The sequence below is a fragment of the Paenisporosarcina sp. HGH0030 genome, assembly GCF_000411295.1.
Classification (GTDB): domain Bacteria; phylum Bacillota; class Bacilli; order Bacillales_A; family Planococcaceae; genus Paenisporosarcina.
The window spans coordinates 139,897-152,364 of sequence record NZ_KE150422.1 but is presented as its reverse complement, the minus strand read 5'-3'; the positions used below and the strand labels follow the sequence as shown (position 1 = coordinate 152,364).

The following is a 12,468-nucleotide window of genomic DNA, read 5'->3' as shown; positions in this document are numbered from 1 at the left end:
TATTACCCGTTTCCAGAAAATACAATCATGGATGGAAGAATTTGAACTGTAAGGAGGGTTTGAAAATTATATTTCTTCCAAAATAATCATAACCCCGATCAAAATAGGCAAAAGGCAGACAAGGAATAAAATACTCCTAGCAAGCCAAATCGGCAGTTTTTCGAAAAATACTGCAATCAAGATTACGCCAATAAAGAAAAGAATGGAGACTATGATGCTGTCTGTTGTAGGAGAGTCTATATGATTCAATTCGACTTTATCACGATCGTATTTGTACACCCAAAAATATATCCCCACTAAGCCTAGAAGAATCAATGCCATTCCACCTAGTATCCAAGCCATAATAAAACCTCCAATTTTCATATAAATAACATACTGCAATAAATTTAAATAATCGACGGGAAAATTATGGTTCAGAATTAAAGGAAAACTCTTACGGATGTCGAAATAGGAATTATGCGACACCTAGGGAGGAAATTAAATGTCAAAACGCAAATTAACTATAGAAGATTTAAATCAATTGGTTTCTGTTACTCAGCCTACTTTAGCACCAAATCAAAAAGAAGCAGTTTTTGTTCATACAAAAATAGACGACAAGGAAAATACATATCAAGCGAATTTATGGCATGTGGAATTGGATTCAAAGAAATTGACACAATGGACACATGGCAAAGAGAAGATTTCTTCTCCTACATATTCCATAGACGGCACGCAGCTTGCATTTTTATCTACTCGTGATGATAAGAATCAACTTTATGTATTGTCCACAAAAGGCGGGGAAGCACGTAAAGTGACTTCATTTGAAACAGGAGTCAGCAGTTTTGTGTGGTCTCCATGTGGAAAGAAAATATGGTTTTCTGCTTCCTTAAAAGAAGGAAAGAACTTTACTGATGAACCGGATAAAGAGGAAAAGAAAAAACCAGAACCATACGTAGTGGATAAAATGAAGTACAAAATGGACGGTACGGGGTTGCTGCCTCAAGACAGTTATAAACATATCGGTGTAATAAATCTTGAAAACGGGGAAGTAACACAATTTACGGAAGGCAATTATTTTTATTCGCTACAGTCCGTTTCACACGATGGATCGAAACTGGTCTTCAGTGTCAATCGTTCTGAAAACCAGGATTTCGAATTCCGTCAATCATTGTATTTCGTGGATGTGGAATCGAAGGAAGAAACGGTTGTTATTGAAGAAGATGGTTACTTTGGTGGTGCTGCATTTTCTTTTGATGATTCGAAACTGGCATTTGTCGGTAGCGATGCATCTTTCAAGAATGCAACACATACAGAACTATACGTATATGATATCGAGTCAGGTTCACGCCAAAACCTGACTGAAGGAATTGATGCTCCAGTTGGGGATTATGTCGTAGCAGATACACAACAAGGGGCAAATGCGCCTAGCGTTGTATGGACGAAAGATGACCACTTGTATTTCCAAGTATCTACTATGGGGGACGTTCGATTATATGCCGCTTCATTGGAAGGGGAAATGTATCCGGCGACTGGCGACGATGAATATATATATGGCTATGATGTTGCAAAATCTGGGGAGTTTGCTCTGGTAACGGTGTCCAATCCAACCAGCATTGGCGAACTATATGTACAAACGATTGCGACTGGTGAAAGACAAGCATTAACGACATTCAATGAAACATTTGAAAACGAGGTGGAATTGGTATCACCTGAGGCAATTGTTTATGAAGGTGCAGAAGGATGGAACGTTCATGGTTGGTTAATGAAACCGGCGGGCTACGTACAAGGTGAAAAGTATCCATTAATTGTAGAGATTCATGGTGGTCCGCATGCTATGTACGCGAACACTTTTTTCCATGAGCTTCAGCTTTTAGCAGCACAGGGTTATGGCGTTCTGTATGTAAATCCACGTGGCAGTCATGGCTACAGTCAGCTATTCGTTGATGCGGTTCGCGGCGATTATGGCGGCGGTGATTATGAAGACATAATGAAAGGCCTCGATTCGGTACTTGCTGAAAACGACTGGATTGATGAAAATCGTCTTGGAGTAACTGGCGGAAGCTATGGCGGGTTCATGACGAACTGGATTGTCGGTCATACGAATCGCTTTAAAGCGGCGGTCACTCAACGATCGATTTCAAACTGGGTCAGCTTCTTTGGGGTATCTGATATCGGATATTATTTCAACGAATGGCAAATTGGCGCGGATATGACGGATGTTGAAAAACTGTGGAATCATTCCCCTCTGAAGTACGCCAAGAACATCGAGACACCATTATTGATTTTACACAGTGAAAAAGATTTCCGTTGTCCGATTGAGCAGGCAGAGCAACTTTACATTACATTGAAACAAATGAAAAAAGAAGCGGGCTTTGTGCGTTTCCCGGATGCAGATCATAACTTGTCTCGAACGGGTTATCCAAATTTACGCTATGCCCGACTAGAGCAAATTACTGGTTGGTTTGATAAGTATTTATGAGGTGAAATGATTTGATTGAGGCAAGTTCACAGGTCCATTTGCGACCTTTTTATGAAGAGGATTTATGTAGACTATGGGAAATGAGTGCGAAAGAAGAAAATCCCGAATGGAAGAAATGGGATGCACCCTATTATCCATATTCACCAAAAACGTTTGAACAATTTTTATCCGATAAAGATCGTTATCTCAATAAGGAGCATATGTATGGGATTGAAGTGAATGACGAACTAATCGGGATGGTGTCCTATTACTGGGAGCATGAACCTTCTTTATGGCTTGAGTTGGGAATCGTCATCTTTAAGCCGGAATATTGGAGCGGAGGCTACGGTGCAGAAGCCTTAAGAAAATGGACGAATCGTCTCTTTAAAACCATGCCGCTCGTACGTGTAGGCTTTACCACGTGGTCCGGTAATTATCGGATGATTCGGGTAGGGGAAAAGCTTGGCATGACGATGGAAGCCCGTATCCGTAAGGTTCGTTACTACAATGGCACATACTATGACTCGATTCGCATGGGCATTTTACGTGAAGAATGGGAAGCACAATCTAAATAATATCAAGACCCCTTTCGCATAATTTGAAAGGGGTCTTTTGGAATTTAGGAGTAGAAATAACGGGTAAACTATGTTATAAATAAGTCAGTTAACCTAATACCAAGTAAACTTATTGGAATAATATATATAAATAAAAAGGAGGATTTACTATGGGACGTGAATTCGTAGATATTTTTGACGAGTGGGTACATTCTTATGATGCATCCGTTTCCGGAAAAGATCCAGAATACCGTGATGTGTTTGAAAAATATGAAGAGATTCTTTCTGCGGTTGCTTCTAAATCATTTGGCACAATTGTTGAATTTGGAACAGGGACTGGAAACTTGACGGCGAAATTAATAGATGCAGGTCATTCTGTTATTGGTATCGAACCAAATAAAGCAATGCGTACGGTAACAGCGAAACGTTTTCCAGAATTAGCAATACTGGATGGGGACTTATTGAAATTTGAAGCACCCGAGAAGGTTGATACATTTGTCAGCTCGTATGTATTTCATCATTTAAAAGATTTAGAGAAAGAAAATGCTTTGGTCACATATGCTACTATATTGCCGGTTGGTGGGAAAATTGTATTTGCAGATACTGTATTTGTTTCAGAAGAAGCAAAACAAGCACAGATTACAAAAGAACGTGCACGTGGTTTTAACAATGTGGCAGATGATTTGGAACGCGAGTACTACACGACGATTCCTGTTTTGACTCAAGCATTTGAAAAAGCTGGCTTTGACGTTCAGTTTGAACAAATGAATGATTATGTGTGGTTAATGGACGCAACTAAAAAATAGACTCTGTTAAACAATGTTGTTGAACTTCAGGGAATCTGTGAAAAAAACATCTGCTCCTGCGGTTACTCGTCGCAAAGATTCCCACCTTCTCAATAAAAATCAACAGTAAAGAGTAAAAAATAAGGAGTGTTTTTGATGAAACAAATGAATGTTGAAAGCTTTAACTTAGATCATACAAAAGTAGTGGCACCTTATGTACGTCTTGCTGGTCGTAAAATGGGCACGAATGGCGACGAAATCCTGAAATATGATATCCGTTTCAAACAACCAAATAAAGAACATATGGAGATGGCAGGTTTGCATTCCATCGAGCATTTAATGGCTGAAAATATTCGCAACCATACAGATCAAGTGGTTGATATGAGTCCAATGGGATGCCAGACTGGATTCTATTTGGCTGTAATCAACCATGACAATTATGAGGAAATCCTAACGATTCTTGAAAAAACGCTGGAAGATGTCCTTCAAGCTACGGAAGTTCCGGCTTGTAACGAAGTCCAATGTGGATGGGCTGCAAATCACAGTCTCGAAGGCGCGAAAGAAATTGCACGCGACATGCTATCGAAGAAAGATGAGTGGCGTAACGTATTTGCGGAGGAAGCATAATGAACGTATACGGCAGCGTACATGAATTAATCGGCAATACACCGGTTGTTGAAATTAAAAATTGTGAAATTCCTAATAATTGCCGTATTTTTGCCAAGCTTGAATTCATGAATCCAGGTGGTAGCGTAAAAGATCGATTAGGCGTTTCTTTATTAAAAGATGCTGAAGAATCGGGAAAACTTCAACCAGGTGGCACTATTATTGAGCCGACCGCTGGCAACACAGGAATCGGTGTGGCTCTTGCCGCCATCGGCAAAGGTTACCAAGTGAAATTTGTGGTCCCGCAAAAGTTCAGTATGGAAAAACAAACTTTGATGCGCGCATTGGGCGCTGAAATTATCAATACACCAACTGAACTTGGAATGAAAGGGGCTATTGAAAAAGCCGCAGAGCTTGTCAAAGAAACACCATGCGCTTTTTCACCATCTCAATTTTCAAATCCAGCTAATCCTGAAACGTATGTCCATACTTTAGGACCTGAACTTTGGCGTGATTTGGACGGTCAAATTGACGTTTTTGTCGCAGGCGCAGGTTCTGGTGGAACCTTTATGGGAACTGCGAAGTATTTAAAAGGGCAGAATGCAGATATTAAAACAGTGATCGTAGAACCAGAAGGCTCTATTTTAAATGGTGGGGAACCTGGTTCGCATTACACAGAAGGCATCGGTATGGAATTTTTACCAGCCTATATGAACAAAGCATATTTTAATGCTATCCATACGGTTACGGATAAGAACGCTTTTGAAAAACTGCGTGTGCTGGCTAAAGAAGAAGGTCTTCTCGTAGGCAGTTCGTCAGGAGCGGCATTTTATGCTGCACTGGAAGAAGCAAAGGTTGCAAAACCAGGCAGCCATATTGTAACTATTTTTGCAGATTCAAGCGAACGTTATTTAAGTCAAAAAGTTTACGAATTATTGAAGGAGGATGAAGCAGAGTGAGACCGAAAACGAAATTAATTCACGCTGGAATAGTAGGAGACGAAACAACGGGTGCCGTTTCTACTCCGATTTACCAGGTAAGCACGTATAAACAGGATGCCGTAGGTGATTTCCGTGGATATGAATATTCACGTACAGGGAATCCGACTCGCCATGCACTTGAAGTTTTAATTAGTGATTTAGAAGGTGGCCATGCAGGCTTCGCTTTCGGGTCAGGAATGGCAGCAATTAGTTCAGTCATGATGCTTTTCAATTCTGGTGATCATATCGTCATGACGGATGATGTATACGGTGGTACATACCGTGTCATGACAAAAGTATTAAACCGTTTCGGAATTGAATCCACGTTTGTTGATTCTTCAAACGTAGCTGAATTTGAAGCGGCAATTAAAGAAAATACAAAAGCGGTCTTTATTGAATCTCCAACCAATCCATTGCTGAAAGTAACGGACATTGCGGAAATTGCACAATTGGCAAAAGTAAAAGGTTTACTGACTATTGTTGATAACACGTTTTTGACTCCTTACTTGCAACAGCCACTTTCACTTGGAGCGGATATTGTGTTGCACAGTGCAACGAAATATATTGGCGGCCATAGTGATGTAGTTGCTGGGTTGGTAGTTGTTGCGACAGAAGAGTTAGCGAAAGACCTACACTTTGTTCAAAACTCAGTAGGGGCAATTTTAGGACCACAAGATTCATGGTTATTGATTCGTGGCTTGAAGACACTCGGAATCCGCATGGAAGAAACAAATTCAAATGCTAAGCGCATTGCTGATTTCCTAGTTGCTCATGAAGCTGTTAGAAACGTGTTCTATCCAGGATTGGAATCACATGCTGGGCACGGCATCATGAAGAAACAGGCAACTGGTTTTGGCGGAATGATTTCATTTGATGTGGGCAGTACTGAAAAAGCCGATCAGCTGATCAAGAAATTAAAATACTTCACACTTGCTGAAAGTCTGGGAGCGGTGGAAAGCTTGATCTCCACCCCGGCACGGATGACGCATGCGTCAATTCCGGCAGAACGCCGCCAAGAACTTGGCATTCTAGACGGCCTTGTTCGTATTTCGGTTGGTATTGAAGACGTTGAAGATTTAATTGAAGATTTAGAGCAAGGGTTAGTTTAATATTCGTAGACATCAGCCACTCCATCGAGATATGGAGTGGTTTTTGTTTGGCTTATGATAAACGATGTTGCTGATAATAAAATAGTCTTTCATCAATAAAAATTAACAGAGCGGTTTGTTTAATGAATTAGATACTATTTATCCTCCTTATGAACATATTCTATAATATGGATAGGAGGTCGCCATGAAAAAAATCAGTTTGGTTCTTTGTTTATTGTGCGTAATCTTTTGCACAATTTTGGGGGTGCGGTATGGTCATATCTTGGCTCAGGATGAAGGGACAATTCGACTTGGTTTGGCAGTTGCAGTTTTGGATGTCACTACACGTGAGTCTGTAAAGTTTCAGGAGACGGAATACGTGAAACGTTATGTTTCTGAATATACGGAAGAGGCGACATTTGACCATGTGAAGAAAATCATGAGTGATCTGGGATGGTCGTATGAAACACAAGAAGGAACGGCCTTATTTTTCAAGAAAAATAAAGATACGATTGTGGTAGAAACCGCCATTTTTATAGACGATTATTTATTATGGGACATGCCTTTAGAAGCTATTGATTCAGAGTGATATTTAATTTCCATTTTTTTCTGGACAGTGAGTGATAACAATTTTATATTTTTATTGAAGTCTATTTAAAACTTAAATCTCTATTTAGGAGTGTTCCCAGTTGTATCATACAATTGTCGTCGGTGCTGGTCAGGCTGGATTAGCTATGAGCTATTTTTTAAAGTCAAATGAGAAGGATTTTCTTGTTCTCGACAAAGGATCATTCATTGGTGAGAGTTGGGTTAATCGATATGACTCATTGGTTCTTTTCACACCACGCCTTTATAATTCCCTTCCAGGCATGATAATGGACGGAGAGCCGCATGGATTGCCGTCGAAAGATGAAGTCAGCCGCTACTTAGCACTGTATGCCAAGAATTATCAATTCCCCGTTCAATTTAATACGGAAGTTCATGGAGTCGTTCAAAATGACGATCAGTCGTTTAAGGTAACGACAAATAATGGTGTTTTTCAAACAAAAAACCTCGTCATGGCAACTGGGCCTTTCCATAACAAGTTTGTTCCTTCAATGTCTAAATCAATTGATGATTATGTTGTTCAATTGCATTCATCCGAGTATCGCAACGAAAGTCAATTGCAGGAAGGCAATGTGTTGGTGGTAGGTGGTGGGAACAGTGGAGCACAAATTGCTGTGGAATTATCGAAATCAAAGAAAACATATTTGGCGGTCAGTAAAAACCCCGATTATATGCCGTTATTCATCATGGGAAAAAGCATTTTTTGGTGGTTGGATAAAGTGGGAATATTAAATGCGTCTTCAAATTCCATGCTAGGTAAATTCATACAGCGAAAAGGCGATTTCATTTTTGGTCACGAGTTGAAAAATGCACTAAAACAAAATCGGGTTGTACTAAAATCAAGGCTCATTGAGTGCAAGGCGAATGAAGTAAGATTCCAAGATGATTCCACCTTACATATACAAAATATCATCTGGTCCACAGGATTCAGATCTGACTACTCTTGTATTCAAATTAATGGAGCCATTAGTGAGAAAAATGAAGTGCTGCATCAACGAGGAATCAGTCCAGTAAAGGGATTGTATTTCTTGGGCTTGCCATGGCAAAGTAAAAGAGGATCCGCTATTCTTCAAGGTGTAGGAGACGATGCGGAATATGTGATGACTTTTTTAAAAGACTGATTCTATTGAAACGTGGTAGTGAAGATACTACCAAAAAGAGCTATTCCAGAGGTAGTGTGAAATCTCTGGAATAGCTCTTTATTATTTCCCTTTAAAGACAGGCTTTCTTTTTTCGCCAAATGCAATCAAGGCTTCAACACGGTCTTCAGTAGGTATCGTTATTTCATAGGCTTTTCGTTCAATGTTCAAGCCTGTATGTAAATCAGCGTTCATGCCGTGTTTAATAGCAAATTTCGCTTGTTGTACGGCAATCGGCCCGTTTGCTAAAATCAGATTGGCAAATTTCCCCGTTTCTTCTAGTAAGCTTCCGCTGGAAACTACTTTTGTTAAAACGCCGTAAGCCAGAGCTTCATCAGCAGTTAAGCGACGTGCAGTTAGGATTAATTCAAGAGCTTTTGCTTCTCCGATCAAGCGTGGTAGGCGCTGTGTACCACCGGCTCCTGGAATAATGGCTAAGCTCGTTTCAGTGAGACCAAGTAATATATTATCTGCTGCAATTCGGAAATCGCATGCTAGTGCAAGTTCCATTCCCCCACCGAATGCGTGACCATTCATCATGGCAATTGTAGGTTGTGGCAAGTTTTCAATGGCTGAAAATACTTCACCGATTTTGTAAATATTGCGTTTTACTTGTTGCTCTGTCAATGTTTTGCGTTCTTTTAAATCTGCACCTACACTAAATGCTTTTTCACCAGAACCTGTGAAAACAACGAGACGAACGTCTGGATTGATGCGAATGGCTTCGGCAACCTGACCAAGTTCACGTAACATATCATAGTTAAAGGCGTTCATAGAGTCCGGACGATTGAGTGTGATGATAGCTAAATTCCCGTTTTGTTCGTAGCGAATGGTGTCCATGGTAAATCCCCCTTATAATGTTCACAATTTTGAAAGTTTTCCCCTTCAAAACATATCACTTTTTGGACGTTGTCGCCATCTCTCTCTATAATGGTAGGCAAAGGAGGCGCTTGAAATGGAACGTTTAGCAATTTATCGAATTTATCGCATTGTCTGGATGTCCGTAAAGTTTTTTACACAAGTAACGCTTTTTCAGCGCCGTTATAAAGGTCGTTTTACACCGGTAATCAACGAAAAATGGGAGCGGCTTGTGACGAGGCAAGCGAAGGAATATAAACGGACCGCACTCAAACTTGGCGGATTAATGATTAAAATGGGACAGTTTTTATCGACACGTGCGGACATAATGCCGCCTTCATTTATTGCAGAGCTAGAAGGGTTGACCGACCGGGTTCCTGCTGTTCCGAGAGAGAAAGCAATTGATCTTCTCGAACAAGAGTGGAATGAAACTCATACGGATATTCTCATGAACCTATCGGATAAACCTGTCGCATCTGCATCGATCGGTGAAGTCTATAAGGGCTCGCTGAAAGACGGGACGCCTGTGGCAGTGAAAATTCAACGCCCGGAAATCGAGCGCATTTTACGTGCTGATTTTCGTGCCATGAAAATTGTGATTTGGCTGGCAAAACGTTTCACGGCTTTTGGCAAACAAATTGATTTCAATCTGTTGTATAGCGAGATGGTCGATACGGTTGGGGCAGAGCTTAATTTTTTACAGGAACTACGTAATGGGCGCAGCTTTGCGGACCGTTTCGAATCAATGCCGGGTGTTCGTTTCCCTGTGTACTATGATGAATTTTCTACGCGTCGCGTTCTGGTGATGGAATGGATTGAAGGTGCCCGTATAACCGACCTTGCATTTATTGATTCTAATGGGATAAACCGTCGCGTTTTATCGGAGCGACTGTTTCGGTTGTTTTTAGAACAAGTGCTGGATGGTGGACAATTCCACGCGGATCCACACGGTGGAAATATCTTAATTAAACCCGATGGCACGATTGTGTTGATTGATTTTGGAATGGTCGGTTCTATCAGTAAAGAGGAAGCGCGTTCCGTGTTAAAAGTCGTTGAAGGTATACTGCTCAAACAGTATGACCAAGTATTGGATGGTCTGGAAGAGTTGAGATTCTTGTTGCCGCAGGCAGACCGCCGTTTACTGGCAGATGCAATTGCCAGAGTGGTTGCAGCGTATGAATCCGAAGAATTGACGCAAATGGACAGTTTTGTCGTCGACCGTTTACTGGATGACTTAAAAGGAATTGTCCGTACGCAACCTGTGCAACTGCCTGCGGAATTCGCCTTTTTCGGGCGGGCAGTTTCGACTTTTATTGGAGTTCTTCATGTTCTGGATCCGAAAGTGGATTTACTTGCTATTGCGCGGCCGCGTGTGCTCGAATGGGCAACAACCCAAAAAGAGGGGGACAAATCATTTTCGAAAGAGGATGCGGTACGCTTTGCATTAAATGCAATCGGACCATTGCGTGCTTTCCCACAAAAAGTAATTACTTTTCTTGATGAACCGACTCGAATGCGGGAATACATGCAAATTCGGGATGCAGAATCCAAAGTGGAACGATTCCAACTGCAAACGCGAATGTTTGCCGGAATCATATCTGTTTTGTCCTTGGCTACAGGGTTTTATGCGGTATGGGATGATCATTCTCCATTAATGGTTACATCCGGATTTTTCTTTATCGCTTCTGCTTGGGTTTATCGAGGGAAATCACATAAATAACGCTGAACCATCTCTTTTTTGAGGTGGTTTTTTTGATGAATATTTCATGTCATCTCACGATCAGGTTAACTTGAAGTGAGACGCAGCAACACTTCCAGCGAAATTCCCCTGATTTCCCACTTGTATTTTTTAAAAATGAGCGTACAATATAAAATACGAACAAACGTTCTTTAAGGAGGCGAAAACATGCCGCTCATTCCCGCCGATAGTTTACCCTATTTTGAAAAAATGATTTATCTCCCCATGGTATTGACCATTTTGGAGCGCGACCGGGAAATCGTTGAAAAAGGCCCATTCAAGTTGAAGAGACCTTATGTGGCCATGATCGATCAAGCAGTGAAGGAAGCGCAGCGTGAATTGAAAGACACCAAAATCTATTTGCGCCAACACAATATGAAAGTCATTCGAGGCAATCACGATGACACCTTTACCGAATATGTTTTTTTTTACAGTGGATACGAAGAGCATCGCCGCTATTTGAACGTGCGCTTGAGAAATCGAGTCGAGGAGCTGCTGAGTGTGTATCTGTCAATTGCAAAACAGGCTAATTGAGTGAGTGGGGAAATTGAGTGAAAATCAAAATAATAAGCCCTTTCACAGAGAAAGGGCTTAAGGGTATGTATTATCTGATAGGATTTGTTTGGGTTGGTAAATATGTAAGCTTTGACTGAGAAAAAGGATGGTTCATTTGATCGCGTGTTTTTTGAAATTGATTCGTCAGGAAATGGGAAAGCACAAATTGTCTGCACATCGTTGTGTACGAAACATTCACCGGTAGAATCTGCGAATTAGTGAAATGCACTAAACATTGGTTGTGGGAATTAATTGAATAGCTATCGATAGCAGAAAAGGATACCCATATATTTCCGTCTGATTCGGCAGATAGGGTCGGCATCATGATTAATGGAACTCCAAAATCATGTGAAATGATGAGAGGGACTTTATGCAAAGGGCCAATGGATTCACGAGAGAAAAACGTAGCATGTTTATAAGAGTTTCCATAAAAAATAAGTGATTTTTTTATAATGGCCCCAGGCTTCATTCTAACGATAAATTCAATATGGTTTTCAATGACACGAGTGTAAAGATTATTCTCATTCCAGAACGGTACGAGAGCAATGGTGTTGAATGACACGATGTAATTCGAGGCAGCGGAGATTTTTTTATCCATCTATTCACATCCCTATTTTAGACTACAAACCCTATTATAGAGAAAATTGGGAATTTTGCAATACTTTTGACTAATTAGTACAAATATTAAGAAAAAATAAATCATACGTAATATTCAGAAAAAACATTTGCAACTTCCTGGGTTTTTTATTTATAATAGAAAAAAGGCATCCGAGGTGATTGCAATGGATAAGTATTATTCATATGCTGATTTTCTGAAAGCGATGGGGCGAAATCAGACCGTTAGTGAAGCGGAGAAACTGTTGAACGATATCTACATGGATTTGTTCTTGAACCATGTGCATCGCGAGCAACGGAAAGAACGCTTGCTGACCTTGATTGACGGAGCGCTCGATCTGAAAGATAAAGAATCGTTTGTGGCATATACAAGCGAATTACGTCTGTTGCAACAAGAAAGTGTGTAATGATTAGATGATTAGTTCCTATAGACTTGTGAATTATCCGCTCTTCGCGAAGAGCGGATTTTGTTTTTTTAGCAGAAAAACATACGTTCGCTTTTTATTC

At 40.6% G+C, this 12,468-nt stretch carries 14 protein-coding genes; 11 read left to right on the top strand and 3 right to left on the bottom strand.

Annotated features, from left to right (window positions below; all coding sequences use genetic code 11):
* Positions 1 to 66: 66 nt before the first annotated feature.
* Positions 67 to 342, bottom strand: coding sequence for a hypothetical protein (locus HMPREF1210_RS12830; protein ID WP_016429122.1), 276 nt, complete (start codon positions 340 to 342; stop codon positions 67 to 69).
* Between the two features lie 139 nt (positions 343 to 481).
* Here HMPREF1210_RS12830 and HMPREF1210_RS12825 point away from each other — a divergent pair, with 139 nt between their 5' ends.
* From HMPREF1210_RS12825 to HMPREF1210_RS12790, 8 genes are all read left to right on the top strand, one after another.
* Positions 482 to 2,458, top strand: coding sequence for a S9 family peptidase (locus HMPREF1210_RS12825; protein WP_016429121.1), 1,977 nt, complete (start codon positions 482 to 484; stop codon positions 2,456 to 2,458).
* Positions 2,459 to 2,469: 11 nt separating this feature from the next.
* Positions 2,470 to 3,012: a GNAT family N-acetyltransferase gene (locus tag HMPREF1210_RS12820; protein WP_016429120.1), complete on the top strand. Its 543-nt coding sequence runs from the start codon at positions 2,470 to 2,472 to the stop codon at positions 3,010 to 3,012.
* A gap of 149 nt (positions 3,013 to 3,161) precedes the next feature.
* Positions 3,162 to 3,797 carry a class I SAM-dependent methyltransferase gene (locus tag HMPREF1210_RS12815; RefSeq protein ID WP_016429119.1) on the top strand — a complete coding sequence of 212 codons (636 nt, stop codon included), beginning with the start codon at positions 3,162 to 3,164 and terminating at the stop codon, positions 3,795 to 3,797.
* Between the two features lie 135 nt (positions 3,798 to 3,932).
* Complete coding sequence (locus HMPREF1210_RS12810; RefSeq protein WP_016429118.1) at positions 3,933 to 4,403, top strand: S-ribosylhomocysteine lyase; 471 nt, start codon at positions 3,933 to 3,935, stop codon at positions 4,401 to 4,403.
* Positions 4,403 to 5,341, top strand: a complete 939-nt coding sequence (locus HMPREF1210_RS12805) for a PLP-dependent cysteine synthase family protein (RefSeq protein ID WP_016429117.1) — start codon at positions 4,403 to 4,405, stop codon at positions 5,339 to 5,341. The genes HMPREF1210_RS12810 and HMPREF1210_RS12805 overlap by 1 nt, the downstream gene beginning before the upstream one ends.
* Positions 5,338 to 6,471, top strand: a complete 1,134-nt coding sequence (locus HMPREF1210_RS12800; RefSeq protein ID WP_016429116.1) for a bifunctional cystathionine gamma-lyase/homocysteine desulfhydrase — start codon at positions 5,338 to 5,340, stop codon at positions 6,469 to 6,471. Before HMPREF1210_RS12805 ends, HMPREF1210_RS12800 begins: the two co-directional genes overlap by 4 nt.
* Positions 6,472 to 6,655: 184 nt before the next feature.
* Positions 6,656 to 7,039 carry a hypothetical protein gene (locus HMPREF1210_RS12795; RefSeq protein WP_016429115.1) on the top strand — a complete coding sequence of 128 codons (384 nt, stop codon included), beginning with the start codon at positions 6,656 to 6,658 and terminating at the stop codon, positions 7,037 to 7,039.
* Positions 7,040 to 7,139: 100 nt separating this feature from the next.
* A complete protein-coding gene (locus HMPREF1210_RS12790; RefSeq protein WP_016429114.1) occupies positions 7,140 to 8,177 on the top strand; it encodes an NAD(P)/FAD-dependent oxidoreductase in 1,038 nt (345 codons plus the stop codon).
* Between the two features lie 81 nt (positions 8,178 to 8,258).
* On the opposite strand, the gene HMPREF1210_RS12785 is transcribed toward HMPREF1210_RS12790, so the two are convergent.
* Positions 8,259 to 9,035, bottom strand: coding sequence for an enoyl-CoA hydratase-related protein (locus HMPREF1210_RS12785; RefSeq protein WP_016429113.1), 777 nt, complete (start codon positions 9,033 to 9,035; stop codon positions 8,259 to 8,261).
* A 115-nt stretch (positions 9,036 to 9,150) separates the two neighbouring features.
* Between HMPREF1210_RS12785 and HMPREF1210_RS12780 the strand changes: the two genes are divergently transcribed.
* On the top strand, positions 9,151 to 10,773 hold the full coding sequence (locus tag HMPREF1210_RS12780; protein WP_016429112.1) for an AarF/ABC1/UbiB kinase family protein: 1,623 nt from the start codon (positions 9,151 to 9,153) through the stop codon (positions 10,771 to 10,773).
* 186 nt (positions 10,774 to 10,959) lie between these two features.
* Positions 10,960 to 11,325, top strand: a complete 366-nt coding sequence (locus HMPREF1210_RS12775) for a hypothetical protein (RefSeq protein WP_016429111.1) — start codon at positions 10,960 to 10,962, stop codon at positions 11,323 to 11,325.
* 70 nt (positions 11,326 to 11,395) lie between these two features.
* On the opposite strand, the gene HMPREF1210_RS12770 is transcribed toward HMPREF1210_RS12775, so the two are convergent.
* Positions 11,396 to 11,944: a competence protein ComK gene (locus tag HMPREF1210_RS12770; RefSeq protein WP_016429110.1), complete on the bottom strand. Its 549-nt coding sequence runs from the start codon at positions 11,942 to 11,944 to the stop codon at positions 11,396 to 11,398.
* 184 nt (positions 11,945 to 12,128) lie between these two features.
* Between HMPREF1210_RS12770 and HMPREF1210_RS12765 the strand changes: the two genes are divergently transcribed.
* Positions 12,129 to 12,368 carry an IDEAL domain-containing protein gene (locus HMPREF1210_RS12765; RefSeq protein ID WP_016429109.1) on the top strand — a complete coding sequence of 80 codons (240 nt, stop codon included), beginning with the start codon at positions 12,129 to 12,131 and terminating at the stop codon, positions 12,366 to 12,368.
* The last annotated feature ends 100 nt before the right edge of the window (positions 12,369 to 12,468 follow it).